Genomic DNA, 20,890 nt, shown 5'->3' on the forward strand with positions numbered 1-20,890 from the left:
TCAGTCGAAGATGATAGTCTATTTTTGAACAAAGATGTCGATTTGGCTACTAAAACAGGCGTGCCGCTGCCACTCGCCCCCTATGCCGCCGTCAGCGCCAGCGGCAGGCTTTTGCGCTGGCGTAGCAATTCTTCGAAGGCGGAGGCGGCCAGCGGCCGGCTGAAGTAGTAGCCCTGCATCTCGTCGCAGCCGTGGCGGCGCAGGTAGTCGAGCTGCTCGGCCGTCTCGACCCCTTCGGCAATCACCGACAATTTCAGGTTGTGCGCCAGGGCGATGATCGAGGCCACGATCGCGGCGTCGTTGGCGTCGCGCGTGATGTCGGAGACGAAGGAACGGTCGATCTTGAGCACGTCGATCGGAAAACGCGACAGGTAGGACAGGCTCGAATAGCCCGTGCCGAAGTCGTCGATCGACAGGTTCACGCCGAGCGACTTCATGCTGTGCAGCAGTTCGACCGCCAGGGTGACGTCGCTCATGAACAGGCTTTCGGTCAGTTCAATCTCGAGCAGCGAGGGCGCCAGGCCAGTCTGGTCCAGCACGTCGCTGATGTCGGCCAGCAGGTTGGCGGCGCCGAACTGGCGCGCCGACAGGTTCACGGCAATGCGCAGCATGCCCAGTCCGGCGTCCTGCCAGGCTTTGTTCTGGGCGCAGGCGGTGCGCATGACCCAGGCGCCGATCGGGACGATCAGGCCGGTCTCTTCGGCCACCGAGATAAAGCGGTCGGGCGCGACCACGCCCAGTTCCGGATGCTGCCAGCGGATCAGCGCTTCCATGCCGACCACCTGGCCGGTCGCGAGATTGACCTGCGGCTGGTAGTGCAGTACGAATTCATCGCGTTCGAGCGCGCTGCGCAGGGCGCTTTCGATGCGCACCCGTTCCTGCGCTTCGTCGTTCATGGCCGGGGTGTAGAACTGGAAGTTGTTGCGGCCCAGTTTCTTGGCGCGGTACATGGCGATGTCGGCATGCTCGATCAGGCTGTCGGCCGGGGTGTTGTCGGTAGGGTAGACCGCCACGCCGATGCTGCAGGTGACAAAAAACTCCTTGGTCCCGAGCGGCACCGGCTGCGCCACCGCGTCCATCAGGCGCTGCACCACGTCGGCTTGCAGCCGTTCTTCGGCGTGCTCGGTGAGGATGACGACGAATTCGTCGCCCGACAGGCGCGCCACCGTGTCGGTTTCGCGCAGGGCCGCGCGCAGGCGCGCCGCCACCGTCATCAAGACCACGTCGCCGGCCTTGTGGCCCATGCTGTCGTTGACGAACTTGAAGCGGTCAAGGTCGATCAGCAGCACCCACACCGGCCGCGCGCAGCGCTGTGAATAGGCCACGGCCTGGCCCAGGCGGTCCTGCAGCAGGCTGCGGTTGGGCAGGCCGGTGAGCACGTCGTGCTGGGCGATGTGGTGGATGCGCTGCTCGGTGTGTTTGCGGGCGCTGATGTCGGTGCCGGTGCCGCGGTAGCCGCGGAACACGCCGTCGGCGTCGAACACCGGTTCGCCGTTGATGCTGAACCAGCGCGTCTCGCCCTGTTCGTCCACGGTTTCATATTCGAGGTCGGCGAACGGTGCGCGCGCGGCCAGTTGCGCCATGTGGGCCTTGCCCCAGTCGCTCTCGCGCATGCCGGCCACGGTGTCCCAGCGCGTGCGCCCGATCAGGCGCGTGGCCGACACGCCGCCTTTTTCGCCCACGCCGCCGGTGATGTCGACAAAGCGCAGGTCGGCGTCCTGTTCCCAGTACCAGTCGGACGACATGGTTACCAGCTGGCGGAAACGCTGTTCGCTTTCCTGCAGGGCCGCTTCGGTGCGGCGCCGCGCCAGCACGTCGTCGACCAGGCGCTGGTTGCTCAGTTTCAGGTCGGCCGTGCGTTCGTCGACCAGCAATTGCACCCGGCGCGAGCGCTGCACCAGGGTTTGCACGAAGGCGGTGATCAGGAGCGTAAACAGAAAACCGCCGGCCAGGGTCGAGACCGAGCCGGGATGGTTGTGCAGGAACGGGCGCGGGGTGGCGCTGACCACCACGTGCCAGCGCTGCCCGGCCACGTCGAGCGCAGCGCTGAGGCGTTCGCGGTGGCCCGATGTGGTCCATCGGCGCAGCACGCCGAAGGCCGCGCGCTGGCGCGCCGCCGCTTCCAGCCCGGCGCTGGCGTAGACCAGGCTCGCCGGCTCCGCGCTGGCGCTGGCGTACACCGCCAGCAGGATGCCATGGTCGAGGTGCAGGTCGGAGCCGCGCAGGATTTTTTCGACCAGTTCGCGCGCGCGGATGATGGCGGCGGTGTCGCCGGTGAGGGCGGCGCGCCGCTGGTCGGCGCTGCCCAGCGCGGCGCCGGGTCGGTACACCGGCATGATGACTTCGAAGCCGCCTTGCGGACGCTGGTCCTGCGCCAGGGAGAGTAAGCCGGTAGCGGCGGCGCGCCCGCTCACGGTGGCCTGTTCGAGCGCGTTCATGACCTGGGTGTTGATGCCCACGCTCAGGCCGAAGGCCGCTTCGTTGCCCTTCATCGGTTCGAGGTAGTCGACCACGCTGTACTGCGCGCGCGCCGGCGCCAGGTGGCGTCCCTGCGCGCCCATTTCGGTGATGCGGGTGCCCGGCACCACTTGCTGCAGCTCCGCTTCCAGCGCCGCGCGCTCGTCGCCGCCGACCACCCGGTGGTAGTTGAAGGCCTGGATGAAGGGGTAGCGCCGCAGCAGCGGCTGGGTGAAATCGTGGAACTGGCGGCGCGTGACCGGGTGCACGGTGGCGAACAGCTGGTTGGTGACGGTCAGTACTTCGACCGCTTCCTCAAGCCCCTGGCGGATGGCGGCCACGCGCACGGTGGCGCGCTGCTGGAAGGCGAGCGCGAGTTTGTCGTCTTCGAGCCGGGCCACGGCTACGGCGAGCAGGACGGTGGCGGCCAGGCCACCTCCGAGAGTGAGCGCCGCCGCAACGGTGAGCGACAACGGCAGGCGACGACGCAACATTTCCTGATTCCTAGAGTAGAGCGCGAGAAATAAGAGGGCGAAAAGCGGGCGAAACAGGGTGGCGCGCCTGCGCGCAACGCCTGATGCGTCGTCAGTTTGTCACAAAATGATGAATATTGGTAAGATAATTGATGTGCAGCAACTAAAAAGCCATGCAGGCGTTGTCATTTGGAACGTTTGAAGCGGTGTTGCAGCCAAGCCACGACGGCGCGCGCCAGCAGCCGGTTCAGGGCGATGCTGCCCAGGCCGCGCCGCCGCGCCACCCAGCGCTGCACGCGCAGGGCGCGCGCCAGCGGCCGCGCCGGATCGAGCCGGGCCGGGGCCTTGACCGCGAACAGGATGTGGTTGTTGCCGGCCATGCGCTCGAACCAGCACACGCGCTCGTTGAACATCAGGCGCAGGCGCGCCAGCATGCCGGCATGGCGCGGATCGTAGCTGAAGATATTCGCCACCAGCACGCCGCCGTCGCGCAGGGCGGCGCGGCAGTCGCCGTAGAAGCGCGCCGTGCCCAGCGCCGGGGGCAGGCCGGCCGTGTCGAAGCCGTCGATCACGAGCACGTCGGCGCAGGCGGCGGCGCCGGCCAGCCAGTCGACCGCGTCGGCGTGGACCACCGTGAAGCGCTCGTCGTCGGGCGGCACGCAGAACTGCTCGCGCAGGGCGATGACGTCGGCGCGCAGTTCGATCACGGTGATGCGCGCCTGCGGAAAATGGCGGTAGCAGAATTTGGCCAGCGAGCCGCCGCCCAGCCCCACCATGACGATCGCGCGCGGGCGCGGCACGAACAGGGCGAAGCACATGATGGCGCGGCAGTAGGACAGCACCAGCGCCTGCGGGCGCGAGAGGCGCATTTCGGACTGCACGTCGCCGGGCAAAAATTCGAGCGTGCGGCGGTCGCCCCGGGTCCGCACCAGCGGCGCGGCGGGGCAGGGCGTGGGCGGGCGCGAGGGCTCGGTCGGTGGCGGCATGGCGGTGGTGGCGGGTGACGGGCGGTGGCGGGCTGAGTACGGCCAGTATAACGGCTGGCGCCCCACGCGCCCCTGTTGCGCCCCAGCCGTTTCTGATAAGCTGATCCTGCCCCGGCTGTGTGTGGCCGGCTTCAAGCGGTGCGCCAGCGGCGCGGCCAACCCGGAGAGATTATGTTTTTAGACCACCCCACCATCACCGCCACCAACAGTTTTACCGAGCCCGACCGGATCGAGCGCCTGACCCGGGTCTACGGTTATGTGGTGGCGCTGGCCGACCTTGCCGGCGTCGAAGGCTTCATCGAGAAGTTCACCCAGATCCACGACCACAAGGGCAGCCTGATCGTGTTCTGGAACGACGCCCCCAGCGAGCAGGAAAGGCAGTTCTTCACACAGGCCTGGTCCAGCAAGATCGGTGACGGCAGCAGCAACGTCGAACACGAAGTCTGAGCTCGCACGGCGCGGCCATGGACATCACAACGATGTTGTTCGCGCTCGCGCTGGGCAACCTGAGCCTGGCCGCGGCGCTGTTCTTTTATGAGTATGAGCGCGGCAAGTCGCTGAGCTGGTCGACCTGGGCCATCGCCAAGCAATGCCAGGCCGTGGCCTGGCTGCTGTTGTATTTTAACGGCAGCGGCGTGGTACCCGACGCGGTCTCGATCCCGGTCGGCTACGGCGTGCTGTTCGTCGGCGTGGGCCTGGAAGCGGGCGCGCTGTGGGAGTCGGTCGGGCGCCTGGCCTGGCGCCGCATCGCCTATCCGGTGATGGGGGTGTCGGTGGCGCTGTTCCTGGCCTGCTATGCGATCGACGAAGCCGGCATGCGGGTGGTGGCCGGCGCGCTCATTCTCGGCGGCCTGTACCTGGCCGGCGCGGCGGCGCTGGCGCGCGGCTGGCGCGGCGGCAGCATGCTGCACCGCTTCCTGGTGATCTCGATCACCTTGCTGGCCATGCTGGTGGCCGCGCGCGGCATCCTGGTGCTGACCATGCCCGAAGGCTGGGGATGGCTGAGCAAGGGCTTGCTGCAGGTGCTGACGTCGGCGGCGCTGTACCTGCTGATGCTGCTCAACGGCTTCGGCTACCTGCTGCTGGCGCGCGAACACCAGCGCGTGGAACTGGATCGCCTGGCGCTGGTCGATCCGCTCACCGACCTGCCCAACCGGCGCAGCTTTTTCGCGCAACTGGCGCCGTGGATGGCGCTGGCGCGCCGGCCCGGCCAGCCCAGTTCACTGGTGATGCTCGACTTCGACCAGTTCAAGCGCGTCAACGACAGTTATGGCCATCCGGCCGGCGACACGGTCTTGCGCAGCGTGGCCGAGGTGTGCAAGCGCCAGTTGCGCGACAGCGACCAGCTGGGGCGCCTGGTGGGGGTGGAGTTCGCGCTGCTGCTGCCGCGCACCGGCATCGAGGAAGCCATGCTGGTGGCCGAGCGGATCCGGGCGGCGGTCGAAACCAGCCCGGTCAAGACCGAGCGCGCCATGATTTCGATGACGGCCAGTTTCGGCGTGACCGTGATCCGTCCGGACGACAGCACCGTGAGCCTGTTCAAGCGCGCCGACGAAGCCCTGCGCGCGGCCAAGGAGGGCGGGCGCAACAAGGTGGTGGCGGCGCCGGTCGCGCCGCCGCCGTAACGTGCGGCACTGACGTGCAACACTGACCCGCAACACCGCCAGAGCGCCGGTCATGACGGCGTCATATATCTTTGCTACTGTGATTGGTTTTGCAGCAGGAGAGCCTTGATGACAATAATACAGAAAGAGGCTTCGATGTACGCTGCCGTAGATTTAGGTTCCAACAGTTTTCGCCTGCATATCGGCAAGCACGACGGCGATGCGTTCCGGGTATTGAAGAGCGTGCGCGAGCCGATCCGCCTTGCCGCCGGTCTTGACGCCAGGGGCAACCTGACCGAGGCGGCCATGCAGTCGGCGCTGGCCTGCCTGCGCAATTTCCAGGCGGTGCTCTCCGGCTATCGGCTCGACGCCGTGCGCGTGGTGGCCACTTCCACCTTGCGCGTGGCGCGCAACGGCCCGGCCTTCCTGCCGGCCGCCGAAGAGGCCATCGGCTACCCGATCGAGATCATCTCGGGCGAGGAAGAAGGGCGCCTGATCTACATGGGCGTGGCCAGCGCGCTGCTTGATCCGTCCGAGCGGCGCCTGGTGATCGACATCGGCGGCGGCTCGACCGAAATCATTCTCGGGCGCGGCGCCGACATCGAGCGGGTCGAGTCGTTCAGCATCGGCACGGTCAAGCAAAGCCTGTCGTTTTTCGTCGGTGGCCGGGTCGACGCGGCCTCGTTCGAGGCGGCCATCCTGTCGGCGCGCAGCCATTTCGAAGACGCCGCGCCACCCTACCATCCACAGTTCTGGAAGCAGGCTTACGGTTCCTCGGGCACGATCCGGGCGATCGCCGACATCATCGCCAAGAACAACCTGGGCGATGGCAAACTGTCGCCCGCCGGCCTCGATGCGCTCAAGCTGCGCTTCATCGCCTTCGGCCAGGTGGCGCTGATCGACATGCCGGGCCTGCGCCCGGACCGCGCCGGCACCATCATCGGCGGGCTGGCGATCCTGATCGCACTGGTGCGCGAGCTCGACATCGAGGTCATGCAGCCGGTCGAAGCGGGCCTGCGCCTGGGCGTGATGTGGGACCTGTACCTGCGCTCGATGCAGCGCGACCGGCGCGAAGAATCGGTGGCCGCGCTGGCGCTCAAATTCCACGTCGACGGCGAACGCGCGGGCCGGGTGGCGCAGCTGGCCAGCGGGATGTACGTGCAGCTCAAACCGGCCGGCGACGGCTGCGCCAAGCTGCTGCGCTGGAGCGCGCTGCTGCACGAGATGGGCATGGTGGTGTCGCAGACCGGCTACCATAAACATGCGGCCTACATGATCGAGAACGCCGACATGCCTGGCTTTACCACGCGCGAGCAGCGCATCATGAGCAAGTTGATCCTGGCGCAGAAGGGTAACCTGCGCAAGGTGGCCGAGGCGCTGGCCGATACCGACTTCGCCAAGGCGGTGCTGGCGCTGCGCGTGGCGATCCTGCTGATGCATGCCCGCATCGACGCCGACGCCGGGGAACTCAAGCTGCGCATGAAGAACCGCATCGACCTCGAGATCCGGCGCGAGTGGGTGGGCAGCCATCCGACCGTATCGTACTGGATCGAAAAAGAGCAGGAATGGTGGGATGAAGTCGGCATCGATTTCAGCGTGCGCAGCGTGGCGTAGGTCCCACGCAGCTACTAGCTATCCGGGATTTTTGTATGAAACGCCCATCGGTGGTGGCATAATTGCCAACGCCTGATCGGAGAACGGCGTTTGCAATACAAAAACAAGAGGTGACCTTGACCCAGGCCCCGGACGGATACACCGTGATCGACACCCTGCGCGCGGACCCGCAATCGGTCCTGCTGCGCGCGCTGCGCGACGCCGACCGCCTGCCGGTACTGCTGGCGGTGCGGGCCGCAGCGCACCCTGATGCAGCCTGCATGGAACACGAGTACGCCCTGCGCGAAGTGCTCGACAGCGCCTGGGCCGCCACCCCGCTGGCGCTGCTGCACCGGACCGGTGGCGCATCCGTCACCCTGGTGCTGGCCGATGGCGGCGGCGCGCCGCTCGATCTGCCTTCCAGTCCCCTCGACCTGCCCGATTTCCTGGCGCTGGCGGCCGCCATCACGCTGGCGGTGTCGCATGCGCACCACAGCCGCCTGGTCCACCACGACCTGGAAGGATCGAGCATCCTGTTCGATCCGGCCACGGCGAGCGTGCGCCTGACCGGCTTCGGTCGGGCCACGCGGCTCGACGGCCCCGACGATCCGCAGGCCGACCTGGTGCGGCTCGGCCAGGTGCTGTATCACCTCCTGTGCGGCGAGCCCGTGCCCGCCGCTACGGGCGGGCGCGGGGCGCTCGCGCCGGAGCAGGAGCTGCCCCGGCACCGTCCGGGCGTGGACCGCATCTGTTTCTCGATCGTGGCGCGCCTGCTCGCTCTCGACCCCGGCCAGCGCTACCAGAGCGCGGCCGGGCTGTACGCCGACCTGCAGCACTGCCGCTCGATGCTCGAAGCGCAGGGCCGGGTCGAGCCGTTCGTGCTGGGCTGCCACGACGGCGCGCTGCGGGTGCGCATTCCGGCGCTGCTGGTCGGGCGCGCCCAACAACTGGCCCTGCTGGGCGAGGCGCACCGGCGCGCGGCGGCCGGCGCCGCGCCGCAACTGGTGCTGGTCTCGGGCCGCGCCGGCACCGGCAAGTCGGCGCTGATGGCGGCCCTGCGCCATTCCGAGGCGGCGCTCGGGGCCACTGTCATTGCCGGCAAATTCGACCAGCGCCAGCGCGACATCCCGTACGCCACCCTGGCCCAGGCCTTCCAGGCGCTGGTGCGCGCGCGCCTGGACGAGGGCGAGGCCGCGCTGGCGCCGTGGCGCAGCGCGCTGCAAGCGGCGCTCGGCCCCAATGCGCGCCTGATGCTCGACCTGATTCCCGAGCTGGCGCTGGTGATCGGCGGCCATCCGGGCCCGCCGCCGCTGGCCCCGCCCGAAGCGCAGAGCCGCTTCGACAGCGTGTTCCGGCGCTTCCTGCAAGCCTGCCGGCGTCCCGGTACGGCACTGCTGCTGTGCCTCGACGACGTGCAGTGGATCGACCAGGCCAGCCTGAAACTGCTCTCGCACCTGCTCACTCATCCCGGCATGGACCATGTGCTGGTGATCTGCGCATGGCGCACGCGCGAGGGCGGCGGCGGGCACCCGATGGCGCTGGCGCACGACGCCATGCTGGCCGCCGGCGCCGGGGTGCGCGCCGACGTCAACGAGATCGTGCTCGAAGCGCTGGACCGCGCCCAGGCCTGCGAACTGGTGGCCGCAGCGCTCGATTGCGACAGCGCCGAGGCAGCCCCGCTGGCGGCGCTGGTGTTTCCCAAGACGGCCGGCAATCCCTTCTTCACCCTGCAGTTCCTGACCCGCCTGGGTGAAAACCGCCTGCTGCGCTTCAACGACGAGAGCGCGCGCTGGGAGTGGGATGCGCAGGCGATTGGCGCGCGCTCGTTTTCCGACAACGTGATCGACCTGATGGTGGCGCGCCTGGGCCAGCTGCCCGGCTGCACCCTGGACCTGGTCAAGCTGCTGGCCTGCCTCGGGCCCGACGCGGGCCTCGATACCATCGCGCTGGTGTCGGGCATGTCGCTGCTCGAGACCGACGAAACCCTGTGGCCGGCGGCGCGCCTGGGACTGATCGTGCGCGAGCCGGGCAACTACCGCTTCGCCCACGACCGCGTGCGCGAAGGCGCGTACTCGATGATCGCGCCGTCCTCGCTGCCCGAGCGGCACCTGCACATCGGGCGCCTGCTGCGCGAGAACGTGGCGCCGGAAGCACTCGACCAGCACGTGTTCGACATCGTGCATCACCTGAACCGGGCGCGCGCGGCCATGAGCGCGCCGCGCGAGCTGCGCGAACTGGCGCGCCTGAACGCCCTGGCCGGCGTCAAGGCGCGCAACGCGATCGCCTACGATTCGGCGCGCAATTACTTCAGTCTGGCGGCCGGGCTGACGCCCGCGCGCGCCTGGAAAGATGACCTGGACGGCACCTACGCCATGTACGCCGCGCTGGCCGAATGCGAATACCTGTGCGGCCACCTGGAGCGCGCCGGACGCCTGTTCGACCTGCTGGTGGAGCAGGCGCGCTCGCGCATCGACCTGGCCCGGGTGGCGCTGCTGCGCCTGGCCGTGTACCAGTTGCGCGGACGCTTCGACCAGGCGGTCGCGGTGGCGCTCGACGCGCTGGCCCTGTTCGGCGTGGGCTTTCCATCGGTGCGCGCCGAAATCGACTGGGCCCTGCGCGAAGAGCGCGCCGCGATTGCGCAGCGGATCGACGGGCGCAGCATCGCCAGCCTGGGCGCGCTGCCGCCCAGTACCGATGCGGAAGTGGCGATCGTGGCCGAGCTGTTGTCGGACGTCGGCTCGTCCGTGTTTTCCGCGCGCCCGGAGCTGTACTTCCTGCTGGCGGCCAAGGCGCTCAACTACACGCTCACGCACGGGCGCACCGAATCGTCCTGCATGATCTATTCGCGCTACGCGATCCTGCTGGTGTCGCTGGGCGCGATCGAGGAGGCCTTCGCGTTTTCGGCGCTGGCCATCGAGCAGGTGCAGTTCAACGCGCCGCCGTCCAAGCGCAGCGGGCGCCTGCGCTTCGTGCATGCGGCCTACATCCACTCCTGGCGCGATCCGATCGCCACCAGCGTCGAGCCGCTGCAGGATGCCTTTGCCAGCTGCGAGCGCGCCGGCGACCTGCCGCACGCCGGCTACGCGGCCCAGGTGGCGACCTGGAATGCGTTCGAGGCCGGCCTGCCGCTGGCCACCATTTGCCAGATGGCGCTGCATTACCAGGGCTTTGCGCGGCGCCACGGCAACCACGCGCTGCTGCGCCTGTTGCGCGGCTACGAACAGCTGGCCGCGACCTTTATCGGCGAGGATGGCGGCGCCGATGCCGGCGGCGCCATCGCCGACTTCGGCCAGGGCAGTTTCGGCGCGGCGCGCGCGCGTTATCTGCTGATGCAGCAGGTGACGGCGTTCTCCTTCGGCCGCTACGAGGAAGCGCTGGCGGCGGCCGAAGCGGCGGCGGCCAACCTGCATTTTTTCCTGGCCTCGCTCAACGAAACCACTCATCACTTTTACCATGCGCTGGCGATGACGGCGCTGTACCGGGCGGCTTCGCCGGCGCGCCGGCGCCGCCTGCTCGAAGCAGTGTGCGACAAGCACGCGCTGCTGGCCCGGTGGGCGGCTTCGTGCCCGGTCAATTTCGCCAACCGCTACCTGCTGGTGGGCGCCGAACTGGCGCGCATCGACGGCAATCCGGCCTCCGCGATGGCGGGTTACGAGGCGGCGATCGCATCGGCCACGGCCGGCGGCTTCGTGCAGAACGCGGCGCTGGCCTGCGAACTGGCGGCGGCCTGCTTGCGCGAATGCGGCGACCCGGCCGGCGCCCTCGCGTACGGGCGGCGCGCCATGCAGGCCTGGCGCGCCTGGGGTGCGCACGCCAAGGCCAGCGACTTGCTGCGCCGCTATCCGGAGTTGGCGGAATCACCGACAGAGTGACGCAATCCTGCAAATATTTCTTTGTGGAATGTGATCCATGTCAATATTCAGGGCAGGGAGGGGCATGCCGTGCGGCATTCTGCGGCGAGTTGCCGTAATGTTGCATGAACTCAAAAAATGTGCTGCGCGTCGGCAATTGAGTAAATCATATATACTGTTTAAATCAATATTGAACGGAGTCACTCAATGACCAAGACAGCAAGCGCAAAAACCAACGGCCACACCATCCCCGACCTGAAAGAGGTCGCACCGGCGGCGCGCGCCACCAGGGCGGCGCCGAAAAAAGCCGGCGCCAAGCCTGCGGCCACGAAAGCGGTGACGGCCAAGCCGGCCGCGCAAGCCGCGCTAAAAGCGCCGGCCAAGGCCAGCACCAGGGCGCCTGTTAAAGCGGCCGTCAAGACGCCAGTCGCCAAAGCGGCCCCGGTCAAGGCGGCGGCCAAGCCGGCAGCGGCCAAGCCGATTGCGGCCAAGGCGGCCCCAGTCAAGCCGGTAACGGTGAAGGCGGCAACGGTGAAAGTGGCGAACAAGCCGGCGACAGTCAAGCCTGGCGCGGCCACGGTGGCCCCGAAACGCGGCGCGGCCACGCCGGCCAAGGCGGCGCCCAAGCAGGCTCCAAAGCCACCTGCAACGGCCGCCGAGGGCGACGTGGGTGCGCGCGACAAGGCGCGCAAGGCCAAGCTGGTACGCGACAGCTTCACCATGCCGGAGCAGGAGTACGCGGTGCTCGGCCAGGTCAAGAAAGCCTGCCTGAAAGCCGGCTTCGAGATCAAAAAGAGCGAACTGCTGCGCATCGGCGTGGCCCTGATCAGCGACCTCGATATCGCGACCCTGCAAAAAGTGCTGTCCAGCCTTCCGCAGCTCAAGACCGGCCGCCCGAAAAGCGAGTAAGCCTGCGCCGCGTGTCATCAAGGTGACACGCGCCTGTCACCGGCATGACAAATTACCCGGTTAGTCTGTGCTTCGTCGCCACTGAAAGGACGAAGCATGCAAAACCTCCATTGCGCTCCAGAGACCACATCGCACCCCGCACGGCTGATCCTGAGCCTGGCGTCGACCCCGGCCGAAGTGCGCGAAGTGCAGCGCCTGCGCTACAAGGTCTTCATCGAGAAGCTGGGCCTGGCCGCGCTGGTCAACCCCGAACGGCTCGACCGCGATGAATTCGACGAACACTGCGACCACCTGATCGTGCGCGACGCCTCCACCCTGAAGGTGGTGGGTACCTACCGCGTGCTCAGTCCCGCCAAGGCGCGCGTGGTCGGCCGCCTGTACGCCGAAAACGAATTCGATCTGGGGCGCCTGAACCACCTGCGCAGCCGCATTATCGAAGCGGGGCGCGCCTGCATTCATCCCAAATACCGTGGCGGCAGCGTGATCATGCTGCTGTGGGCTGGCCTGGCCGACTACATGCGGCGCGAGCGCTGCGACTTCCTGGCCGGTTGCGCCAGCATGAGCGTGGCCGACGGCGGCCACAATGCGGTGGCGGTGTACCAGTCGCTGATCTACAAGCACGCCGCGCCGGCCGAATACCGGGTCACCCCGCATCTGCCGTTTCCGATCCGCGCATTGGAAGCGGCGGCCAGGGCGCAGGTGCCGGCGCTGATCAAGGGCTATGTGCGATCGGGCGCGTGGCTGTGCGGCGAGCCGGCCTGGGATCCTGATTTCGAGAGTGCGGATGTGTTCTTGCTGCTGCCGCTGGCGAACCTGGACAGCCGCTACGCGAGGCATTACGGAGTGGAGTAGCTGGCGTCCGCACGGGGGTTCGGTGTGGATGCAGCAGGACTGCGAAGAGATGAAGCCTTACTTTTACTACGTGCCGCTACAACGGGCGCCGGACAATGCGCTGCCGGCGCCAGGCAGCATGCTTGACTGCCTAGTGCATTGACGCGTTGGACAAGTCCTTCAAGTCGCGGATACTCATATCCGACTTTTCGTGCATGCGCAGCAGAATCGTCGCACCCACGGCCAGTTTTCGATGACGGATCTTGCTGATGATTGGCGGCTGCACTTCCAGCACGCGGCACAACTCCGCATCGTTCTTGAGGTTCATCTTTTCGATCAAGGTGTCGAGCAGCTTGTTCGGCACAAAGCTCGATGGTTCGAGCGCTCGAGCGCGGTTCATCGCCTCGATCATTTCCAATTTCTTTTGCCGTACGTTCATCGTACTCCTCCAAAGATTATTTTTTCATTGATGGGGGACTGATCGACTGTTGGTCAACTTCAACCCGTTTGTTACATTCGGATATATTTCATGCATCGCGGGTTTGGTTCGATGATACTACCGAAAGAATATACTCGCAGCAAAGTTGATAAATTAAACGATGGAAATGCGGCTTTTAACGCACATCTTGCACAATTTGCAATCCTGAGCGGGTCAAAACGAGGGTTTTGTCGGCTTGCGCGGCGGCGGCGTGAGAATGTGTGACCATGATGGCGGCCGCGCCGCTGGCTTTTATCTCGTTGCGCAGCAGCGCCAGAATGTTATCGGCAGTTTCCGGATCGAGGTTTCCGGTTGGTTCGTCGGCCAGCACCAGGGCCGGGCGGTGCACCAGCGCGCGCGCGATCGCCACCCGCTGCATTTCGCCGCCCGAGAGCTGGCGCGGAAAATCGGCGCCGCGTCCTTTCAACCCGACCGCGGCCAGCATGGCGCCGGCGCGTTCCTGGCTTTGGCCGTTGAGCAGCAGCGGCAGGGCCACATTCTGTTCCAGGGTCAGGTGCGGCAGCACGTGGAAGGCCTGGAAGATGAATCCCATGCGCGTGCGCCGCAAGCTGGTTGCGGCATTGTCGTCGAGGGCCGTCATGGATTGGCCGTCGATGACGATGTCGCCGCTGTCGGGCGCGTCCAGCCCGGCGATGAGGTTCAGCAGGGTCGACTTGCCGACCCCCGACTCGCCCATGATGGCGACGAATTCGCCGGCCTTGAATTGATGCGAGAGGCGGTTCAGGACAGGGCGGCCGTTGTAGTTCTTGGCGAGATCGCGCAGTTCGAGCATGGGTGGGTAGCCTGGTAAAAACGATAAATGACGATTAGCGGGTCAGGGCGCGGCGCAGTGCGAAGCTGGCCGCGTCGACCAGCGCCACCAGCAGCAGCATGGCGATGATGACGGTGGCCGCGCTTTGCATCTGGAACAGCGACAGGTGAAATTTGAGCATCTGGCCAAGGCCGCCGGCGCCGACCACGCCCAGCACGGCGGCGGCGCGGATATTGTTTTCCCAGCGGTACAGGGTGTAAGACAGCATCTGGGGCAGCGTTTGCGGCAGGGTGGCGTAGCAGAACGCCGCGGTTGGCGAGGCGCCGTTGGTGACGAGCGAGCGTTCCGGGTGCGGGTCGGTGTTTTCGAGCGCGTCGGCGAACAGGCGTCCGAGCACGCCGCTGGTGTGCGCGGCCAGCGCCAGGGTGCCGGCGAACGGTCCCAGGCCGGCGGCCACCAGCAGCAGCGAAGCCCACACCAGTTCCGGGATCGAGCGCAGTACGTTGAGCAGGGCGCGCGCGACGACGCGCTGTACGCGCCCGAAGCGGCCGGCGGCCGGCATCGATAGCGCCAGGCCGCCAGCGACGGCCAGCAGGGTGCCGATGGCCGACATCGACAGCGTCTCCAGCGCGGCCAGCGCGGTCTTGCGCAAAAAGGCCGGCGCCGTCTCGGGCGGGGCGAAGCCGGTCAAAAACTCCATCGTCACCGTGGCCGCGTCGGGCGAGAAAAAGGCCGACCATTGCAGCGGCAGCGAGGCGAAGCTGGCCAGCACCAGCGCCACCAGGGCCGCCACCAGCAGCCAAGTCGAGAGCTGGCGGCGCGGCGGAGCAGGCAGGCGGTAGTTCATCCCAGCCTCCGGCGCAGCAGCTTCGATACCCAGTCGGCCAGCGCGACCAGCAGCACGAACATGATCAGCATGGTGCACACTTCGCCGCCGGCCATCATGCGGGTCGATTCATCCATGCGCTGACCGAGCCCGCCGGCGCCGACGAATCCAATCACCGCCGAACCGCGGATGGCGCATTCCCAGCGGTAGACGGTATACGAGACCAGCTCGGCGCCCGATTCGGGCAGGGCGCCATACAGCAGCGCGGCCAGGCGCGAGCTGCCGTTGGCCAGCAGCGTTTCGGTGGCGTGGGCGTCGGACGATTCGAGGATTTCGGCGTATACCTTGCCCAGCATGCCGCAGTAGGTCAGGGCGATGGCCAGCACGCCGGCGGTCGGGCCCAGGCCCACCACGCGCACGAACAGGATCGCCCAGACCAGTTCGGGCACGCTGCGCAGCAGCACCAGTACCCAGCGCACCACCTGGCGCAGCGCTCTGGCGGCCCAGTGCATGCGCCCGGTGCCCAGGCGCGAGACCGACAGGCGCTCGGTGACGATCAGGGTGGCGGGGATGGCGCCGATCAGCGCCAGGGTCAGGCCGGCGGTGGCGATGGCCACCGTTTGCCAGGTTTCGCGCAGCACCATCGACAAGAATTCGGGCGAATGCGCCGGCGTCAGGAAGCCGACCAGGAATTCGCCGGCCGCCTTCAGGCTTTGCAGGTCGAACAGGATCCACGGCTTGAATTCGCTCAACACCAGGGCGGGCCACAGCAGCGCCGCGCCGATGGCAAGCATGGCCACGCGCGCGCGCCATGCCGGGTCCGGATGCCGTTGGAGGGAAGCGGGCATGGAATTAGAAACAGGCGCCGATGGCCAGGCGTTCCGGCGTCTCGTGCGGTACGCCCGGATGCGGCGCGACCGATTCGTTCTGGTACAGGGCGGCGATCATGGCGTCGGTCACGTCCTCGCGCGCGCAATCGAAAACGATGCGGCCGTCGCGCAGGCCGACGATGCGGGCAAAATTGGCACGCGCCATCTCCACCTGGTGCAGGCTGCAGATCAGGGTGGCGTTGCGGCTGGCCGCTTCTTGCTGAAGGGCCGACAGGGTCAGTTGCGACAGGGCCGGGTCGAGCGCGGAGAGCGGCTCGTCGACCAGGAACACCCTGGCCGACGACAGCAGCAGGCGCGCCAGGCCGCAGCGCTGGCGCTCGCCGCCCGACAGGCGGTCGACCCGCGCATACAGTTTGCCGCCCAGGCCGAAACGGGCCAGCGCATCGTAGGCGGCATCCGGATCGACCGGTTTGAATAAGGAGGACAGGGCCTGGAACAGGCTCCAGTGCGGCAGGCGTGCCGCCAGCACCGCGCTGACCACGCGCTGGCGCGGCGGCAGCGGCGGCGTTTGCGGCGCCAAAAACAGGTCGGCGCGCAAGGCGTGGCGCGCCGCGCCGCTCAAGGTCCAGGGCTGGCGGCCGAAGGCTTCGAACACGCCGCCGGCCGGCGCGTGGGCGCAGGCCAGGGTGTGTAGCAAGGTGGTCTTGCCGGCGCCCGACGGGCCGATCACGGCCAACTGCTCGCCCTGCGCCACCACCAGGTCGATCTCGCGCAGGGCCGGCGCGCGCGCGCCGGCCTGGTGATGCACGGTGAGTTTGTCGAGCCGGTAGGTGGTCATGCGCGCGCCGATTCCTGTTACTTGAGCAGTTTGGCGCTGCGCGCGGCCGCTTCGATCGACTTGTAATTGTCGGGCGTGGTGGTGACGAACTTGCTGGCTTTTTGCAGTTCCAGGATTTCCTTGCCTTCCGGGGTGGACTTGTCGAGCGCGAGGAAGGCGTCGGTCAGCTTCTTCTTCATCGCGGCCGGCATGTCGGAACGCACGGTCCAGTTGTAGTCGAAGTAGCCGGGCGTGGTGTAGAACACGCGCACGGCGGCCGGATCGACCTTCTTCTCGGCGACCAGTTTTTCCCAGACCGAGATATTGAGTGCGCCCGCATCGACCTTGCCGCCGGCGACAGCGGCCACGGTGGCGTCGTGCGCGCCGGAGTAGGCCACGCGTTTGAGGTCGGCGTCCGGATCGATTTTCGCGGCCAGCAGATAAGAGCGCGGCATCAGGTGGCCCGAGGTGGACGACTCGGAACCGAAGCTCAGGGTCTTGCCCTTGAGGTCTTCGAGCTTGTTGATGTCGGCCTTGGTGGTGACGAACACGGAGCGGAAGGCGGTATCTTCCTGGCGCTGCACCAGCGGCGTGACCTGGCCCTTGCTGCGCACATTGGCCTGCACGAAGGTGAAGCCGCCGAACCAGACCAGGTCGAGGCGCTTGTTGACCAGGCCTTCGACGGCGGCCGGATAATCGGTGACCGGGGTGAATTCGACCTTCAGGCCGGTGGCCTTGGCCAGGTAGTCGCCCAGCGGCTTGAACTTGCGCTGCAATTCGGTCGGCGCTTCGTCGGGAATGGCCGACACGCGCAACACGCCCGGGGTGACCTGGGCGAGGGCGCTGGCGCCGGCCAGCAGCAAGGTGGCGCCGATTGATGCAGCCAGCATGGTGTTAAGGGTGCGCCGGGTGGAGAAATTGGTCATGGTTGCCTGTCCTGGGAAGGTCGATGGGGGAGCCGGCAAGCGAGCACGCTTGAACGCCGGGTGGACCGTGAAATACGGGATATTCAGCTATGATAACAAAAACACCCACGCAGCGATTTCGATTGACCCATAAAACCATGCCGACCTCCAGCCAGCCCGACGCGCGCGACGAGCGCCCCAGCGCCGCCATCGCCTCCGAACTGCGCGCCGGCCTGCTGGCCCGCGAGGCGGCGATTTCGCCCAAATTCCTCTACGACGCGCTCGGTTCGCGCCTGTTCGAGGCCATTTGCGAACTGCCCGAGTATTATCCGACCCGCACCGAAGCGGCCATTGCGGTGCGCCACGGGGCCGAGATCGCGCGCGCGGCAGGTCCCGGCACCACCCTGATCGACCTGGGAGCGGGCAGTTGCGCCAAGGCGGCGCGCCTGTTCCCGCTGCTGCATCCGGCCCAGTTCGTGGCGATCGACATCTCGTACGATTTCCTGCGCGAGTCGATCGAAAGGCTGCAACAGCGTTTTCCGCACATCGAAATGACCGGGCTGGGGCTCGATTTTTCGGAGCGCCTTGAATTGCCGGGCGTGGTGCGCACCGAAAAACGGCTGTTCCTGTATCCCGGTTCGTCGATCGGCAACTACACACCCGAGCAGGCGCGCGCGTTCCTGGGCCGCTTGCGCGACCAGTGCGACGACGACGGCGCGCTGCTGATCGGGATCGACCTGGTGAAGGACCCGGCCACGCTCGACGCGGCCTACGACGACGCCATCGGCGTCACGGCGGCCTTCAACCTGAACATCCTGCGCCATGTGAACCAGCTGATGGGTTCCGATTTCAACGTGGCGCAGTGGCGCCACCGCGGCTTTTTCAATCCCGACCAGAGCCGGGTCGAGATGCACCTCGAAGCGCGCGAGGCGCTGACCGTGCGCTGGCCGGGCGGCGAGCGCCTGTTTGCGGCGGGCGAGCGGATTCATACCGAGAACAGTTACAAGTACCGCCAGAGCGCGGCGGTCGGCCTGCTGGAGCAGGGCGGATTTCGCAGCGTGCACGTGTGGACCGATCCCGATCAGTGGTTCGCCGTCATTTACGCGCGCGCCATACCGAGATGAGCATGCGCGACCTGTACGACGGCGTGCGCAAACGCTCGCTGATGCTGGCCGAACCGTTGTCGGACGAAGACTGCGGCGCGCAGTCCATGCCCGACGCCAGCCCGGTCAAATGGCACCTGGCGCACACCACCTGGTTTTTCGAGACGTTCATCCTGGAGCGTTTCGAAGAAGGCTTCGCGCCGTTTCATCCGGCCTTCCGGGTCCTGTTCAACTCCTATTACAACGGCATCGGCGAGCGCCATCCGCGCGCACAGCGTTCCCTGCTGACGCGCCCCGCCATGCGCGAGGTGCGCGCCTACCGCGCCAATGTGGATGCGCGCGTGGCGCGCCTGCTGGCGGCGCAGCCGGGCGAGGAGCTGCTGCGCCTCCTGGCACTGGGTTTGCAGCACGAGCAGCAGCACCAGGAACTGATTCTCACGGATGTGAAGCACATGCTGGCGCAGAACGCCATGTGGCCGGCGTATATGGATAGCGCGCTGCCATCGTCGCCATCGGCGGCGCCGCTGGCATGGATCGCTTTCGAGGGCGGCCTGGCCGATATCGGCCACGCGGATACAGGCTTTTGCTTCGATAACGAACTGCCGCGCCATCGCCAGTATGTGGCGCCGTTCGCGCTGGCGTCGCGCCTGGTCACCAATGGCGAGTTCCTGGCCTTCATCGAGGCCGGCGGCTACCGCGAGCCGGCGCTGTGGCTGTCCGAGGGCTGGGACCGCGTGTGCGAGCTCAAACTGGCGCACCCGTTGTACTGGCAGCGCGACGCGCACGGGCAGTGGCACGAATTTACCCTGCACGGCCTGCAGCCGCTCGATGCGGCGCGCCCGGCCACCCATTTGTCGCTGTATGAAGCCGACGCTTTTGCGCACTGGATGGACGCGCGCCTGCCGACCGAGGCGGAGTGGGAAGTCGCCTGCCCCGGCATCGTCCCGGCCACGGGCGGCCTGCATCCGGTTGCCGCGCCGCCGGGCGAGCTCTTGCAGCAAATGTTCGGCGCGTGCTGGCAGTGGACCAGCAGCAGCTACGCGCCCTATCCGGGCTATGCCTGCGCGCCCGGCGCGCTGGGCGAATACAACGGAAAATTCATGCTTAATCAATATGTACTGCGCGGCTCCTCGTGCGCCACGCCGCCGGGTCACGCGCGCGCCAGCTACCGTAATTTTTTCCCGGCCGGAGCGCGCTGGCAGTTCACCGGCATCAGGCTGGCCCGATGAAGGTGTCTAAAGGGCTGCGCCTGCGTATTCTGAACCGCCGCGCGAACGCGTACGTGCTGGCCCATCCGCTCGAATTCACGTGGCAGACGCTCAAGGGCTTCAAGGCCAACCAGGGCTTGCTGCTGGCCGGCGCGGTGGCCTATTACGCGCTGCTGTCGATCGTGCCGTTCCTGATGCTGGTGGTGGTGGCGCTGTCGCACTTCATCGACCAGGCCGAGTTGCTGTCTACCCTGGGGCGCTACCTGGAGTGGCTGGTGCCGGGGCAGTCGAAAGCCATCGTCGGCGAGCTGTCGCACTTCATGGAAGACCGCGACCTGGTGACCTGGGTGCTGTTTGCCAGCATGCTGTTTTTTAGCTCGCTGGCGTTCACCGCGCTGGAGAACGCGATGAGCGTGATCTTCCATCACCGGGTGGCGATCCGGCGCCGGCGCTTTTTGATCTCGGCGATCCTGCCTTACTGTTATATCCTGGCGCTTGGCGCGGGCATCATGATCGTCACGCTGGTGGCGGGCACCTTGCAGGTGATGGGCGAGGAGAGCGTGCACTTCCTCGGCTACGAATGGTCGCTTGGCGGCGTGTCGGGCGTGCTGCTGTACTGCCTGGGGCTGAGCGGGGAAATCCTGGTGCTCAGTTCCATCTACCTGGTGATGCCGGTAGGGCGGCTGTCGCTGTCGCACGCGCTCATTGGCGGCGTGACGGCGGCGCTGCTGTGGGAAATTGCGCGCCATGTGCTGGTCTGGTACTTTTCGACCCTGTCGCAGGTGAACATGGTGTACGGATCGATGACGACCGCGATCGTGGTCATGTTCAGCCTGGAGATCGGGGCGACTTTACTGCTGTTCGGCGCGCAGGTGATTTCGGAATACGAGCGGGCGGGGCGCAACGAGCAGCACAAGGAACCGATACCGATGACCACCCGCGCGGCGAAATGAGGCGGCCTGCGGCGATAAAGTTTGCTGCGTCGCACAATCCTGTGCTACACTACGTTCAGTGGTGAGGTTCAAACGAACCGAAACCCTATCCGGAGCCTGCACCGCCGCGCAATATGTGTAATGTCGCAAAGGTAGATGGTTGCAACCGCCTGGATTTGTAATTCCGAATACGGTAGTCGATTTACACGTCAGGGCACCACGCAGATAGCATGGGCGCCTGGGACACGATTAAAGCATTGGTAATACATTGGATTAGAGCTCGCTTCGGCGGGCTTTTTTTTCGTCCGGGTTTTC

At 66.8% G+C, this 20,890-nt stretch carries 17 protein-coding genes; 9 read left to right on the forward strand and 8 right to left on the reverse strand.

Annotated features, from left to right (window positions below; all coding sequences use genetic code 11):
* Positions 1 to 80: 80 nt before the first annotated feature.
* Positions 81 to 2,951, reverse strand: a complete 2,871-nt coding sequence (locus F1609_RS25280) for a bifunctional diguanylate cyclase/phosphodiesterase (protein ID WP_167079413.1) — start codon at positions 2,949 to 2,951, stop codon at positions 81 to 83.
* A 164-nt stretch (positions 2,952 to 3,115) separates the two neighbouring features.
* Positions 3,116 to 3,916, reverse strand: coding sequence for a fused MFS/spermidine synthase (locus tag F1609_RS25285; protein WP_167079414.1), 801 nt, complete (start codon positions 3,914 to 3,916; stop codon positions 3,116 to 3,118).
* Between the two features lie 171 nt (positions 3,917 to 4,087).
* Between F1609_RS25285 and F1609_RS25290 the strand changes: the two genes are divergently transcribed.
* From F1609_RS25290 to F1609_RS25315, 6 genes are all read left to right on the forward strand, one after another.
* Positions 4,088 to 4,363 carry a hypothetical protein gene (locus F1609_RS25290; protein WP_167079415.1) on the forward strand — a complete coding sequence of 92 codons (276 nt, stop codon included), beginning with the start codon at positions 4,088 to 4,090 and terminating at the stop codon, positions 4,361 to 4,363.
* A gap of 17 nt (positions 4,364 to 4,380) precedes the next feature.
* Positions 4,381 to 5,541, forward strand: a complete 1,161-nt coding sequence (locus tag F1609_RS25295) for a GGDEF domain-containing protein (protein ID WP_167079416.1) — start codon at positions 4,381 to 4,383, stop codon at positions 5,539 to 5,541.
* A 135-nt stretch (positions 5,542 to 5,676) separates the two neighbouring features.
* Positions 5,677 to 7,134 (forward strand): Ppx/GppA phosphatase family protein, encoded by a 1,458-nt coding sequence (locus F1609_RS25300; RefSeq protein ID WP_167079417.1) that lies wholly within the window; start codon positions 5,677 to 5,679, stop codon positions 7,132 to 7,134.
* 116 nt (positions 7,135 to 7,250) lie between these two features.
* Entirely contained in the window at positions 7,251 to 10,985 is a 3,735-nt protein-coding gene (locus F1609_RS25305; protein ID WP_167079418.1) for an ATP-binding protein, read from the forward strand.
* Between the two features lie 186 nt (positions 10,986 to 11,171).
* Positions 11,172 to 11,873, forward strand: a complete 702-nt coding sequence (locus tag F1609_RS34800) for a hypothetical protein (protein WP_229422050.1) — start codon at positions 11,172 to 11,174, stop codon at positions 11,871 to 11,873.
* Positions 11,874 to 11,969: 96 nt separating this feature from the next.
* Entirely contained in the window at positions 11,970 to 12,725 is a 756-nt protein-coding gene (locus F1609_RS25315; protein WP_167079419.1) for a GNAT family N-acetyltransferase, read from the forward strand.
* A gap of 130 nt (positions 12,726 to 12,855) precedes the next feature.
* On the opposite strand, the gene F1609_RS25320 is transcribed toward F1609_RS25315, so the two are convergent.
* The 6 genes from F1609_RS25320 to F1609_RS25345 form a co-directional block, all read right to left on the reverse strand.
* Positions 12,856 to 13,143 carry a hypothetical protein gene (locus F1609_RS25320; RefSeq protein ID WP_054263205.1) on the reverse strand — a complete coding sequence of 96 codons (288 nt, stop codon included), beginning with the start codon at positions 13,141 to 13,143 and terminating at the stop codon, positions 12,856 to 12,858.
* Positions 13,144 to 13,318: 175 nt separating this feature from the next.
* Complete coding sequence (locus F1609_RS25325) at positions 13,319 to 13,975, reverse strand: ABC transporter ATP-binding protein (protein WP_167079420.1); 657 nt, start codon at positions 13,973 to 13,975, stop codon at positions 13,319 to 13,321.
* A gap of 34 nt (positions 13,976 to 14,009) precedes the next feature.
* Positions 14,010 to 14,801, reverse strand: coding sequence for a phosphonate ABC transporter, permease protein PhnE (gene phnE / locus F1609_RS25330; protein ID WP_167079421.1), 792 nt, complete (start codon positions 14,799 to 14,801; stop codon positions 14,010 to 14,012).
* A complete protein-coding gene (locus F1609_RS25335; protein ID WP_167079422.1) occupies positions 14,798 to 15,628 on the reverse strand; it encodes a PhnE/PtxC family ABC transporter permease in 831 nt (276 codons plus the stop codon). The genes phnE and F1609_RS25335 overlap by 4 nt, the downstream gene beginning before the upstream one ends.
* A gap of 4 nt (positions 15,629 to 15,632) precedes the next feature.
* A complete protein-coding gene (locus F1609_RS25340; protein WP_167079423.1) occupies positions 15,633 to 16,448 on the reverse strand; it encodes a phosphonate ABC transporter ATP-binding protein in 816 nt (271 codons plus the stop codon).
* A 17-nt stretch (positions 16,449 to 16,465) separates the two neighbouring features.
* Positions 16,466 to 17,353 carry a putative selenate ABC transporter substrate-binding protein gene (locus tag F1609_RS25345; protein ID WP_167079424.1) on the reverse strand — a complete coding sequence of 296 codons (888 nt, stop codon included), beginning with the start codon at positions 17,351 to 17,353 and terminating at the stop codon, positions 16,466 to 16,468.
* Between the two features lie 137 nt (positions 17,354 to 17,490).
* Between F1609_RS25345 and egtD the strand changes: the two genes are divergently transcribed.
* From egtD to F1609_RS25360, 3 genes are read left to right on the forward strand one after another with little or no spacing between them, the layout of a single operon-like run.
* Positions 17,491 to 18,456: an L-histidine N(alpha)-methyltransferase gene (gene egtD, locus F1609_RS25350; RefSeq protein ID WP_167079435.1), complete on the forward strand. Its 966-nt coding sequence runs from the start codon at positions 17,491 to 17,493 to the stop codon at positions 18,454 to 18,456.
* A complete protein-coding gene (gene egtB, locus F1609_RS25355) occupies positions 18,453 to 19,664 on the forward strand; it encodes an ergothioneine biosynthesis protein EgtB (RefSeq protein WP_167079425.1) in 1,212 nt (403 codons plus the stop codon). Before egtD ends, egtB begins: the two co-directional genes overlap by 4 nt.
* Entirely contained in the window at positions 19,661 to 20,596 is a 936-nt protein-coding gene (locus tag F1609_RS25360) for a YihY/virulence factor BrkB family protein (RefSeq protein ID WP_167079426.1), read from the forward strand. Before egtB ends, F1609_RS25360 begins: the two co-directional genes overlap by 4 nt.
* Positions 20,597 to 20,890: the final 294 nt, after the last annotated feature.

This window comes from Massilia aquatica (assembly GCF_011682045.1).
In the GTDB taxonomy this organism is placed as follows: Bacteria; Pseudomonadota; Gammaproteobacteria; order Burkholderiales; family Burkholderiaceae_D; genus Telluria_A; species Telluria_A aquatica.

Excerpts from the sequence above, each read along its gene's own strand:
- F1609_RS25280 (WP_167079413.1), bottom strand. The coding sequence starts at position 2,951 with ATGTTGCGTCGTCGCCTGCCGTTGTCGCTCACCGTTGCGGCGGCGCTC.
- F1609_RS25285 (WP_167079414.1), bottom strand. The coding sequence starts at position 3,916 with ATGCCGCCACCGACCGAGCCCTCGCGCCCGCCCACGCCCTGCCCCGCC.
- F1609_RS25290 (WP_167079415.1), top strand. The coding sequence starts at position 4,088 with ATGTTTTTAGACCACCCCACCATCACCGCCACCAACAGTTTTACCGAG.
- F1609_RS25295 (WP_167079416.1), top strand. The coding sequence starts at position 4,381 with ATGGACATCACAACGATGTTGTTCGCGCTCGCGCTGGGCAACCTGAGC.
- F1609_RS25300 (WP_167079417.1), top strand. The coding sequence starts at position 5,677 with ATGTACGCTGCCGTAGATTTAGGTTCCAACAGTTTTCGCCTGCATATC.
- F1609_RS34800 (WP_229422050.1), top strand. The coding sequence starts at position 11,172 with ATGACCAAGACAGCAAGCGCAAAAACCAACGGCCACACCATCCCCGAC.
- F1609_RS25315 (WP_167079419.1), top strand. The coding sequence starts at position 11,970 with ATGCAAAACCTCCATTGCGCTCCAGAGACCACATCGCACCCCGCACGG.
- F1609_RS25320 (WP_054263205.1), bottom strand. The coding sequence starts at position 13,143 with ATGAACGTACGGCAAAAGAAATTGGAAATGATCGAGGCGATGAACCGC.
- F1609_RS25325 (WP_167079420.1), bottom strand. The coding sequence starts at position 13,975 with ATGCTCGAACTGCGCGATCTCGCCAAGAACTACAACGGCCGCCCTGTC.
- phnE (WP_167079421.1), bottom strand. The coding sequence starts at position 14,801 with ATGAACTACCGCCTGCCTGCTCCGCCGCGCCGCCAGCTCTCGACTTGG.
- F1609_RS25335 (WP_167079422.1), bottom strand. The coding sequence starts at position 15,628 with ATGCCCGCTTCCCTCCAACGGCATCCGGACCCGGCATGGCGCGCGCGC.
- F1609_RS25340 (WP_167079423.1), bottom strand. The coding sequence starts at position 16,448 with ATGACCACCTACCGGCTCGACAAACTCACCGTGCATCACCAGGCCGGC.
- F1609_RS25345 (WP_167079424.1), bottom strand. The coding sequence starts at position 17,353 with ATGACCAATTTCTCCACCCGGCGCACCCTTAACACCATGCTGGCTGCA.
- egtD (WP_167079435.1), top strand. The coding sequence starts at position 17,491 with ATGCCGACCTCCAGCCAGCCCGACGCGCGCGACGAGCGCCCCAGCGCC.
- egtB (WP_167079425.1), top strand. The coding sequence starts at position 18,453 with ATGAGCATGCGCGACCTGTACGACGGCGTGCGCAAACGCTCGCTGATG.
- F1609_RS25360 (WP_167079426.1), top strand. The coding sequence starts at position 19,661 with ATGAAGGTGTCTAAAGGGCTGCGCCTGCGTATTCTGAACCGCCGCGCG.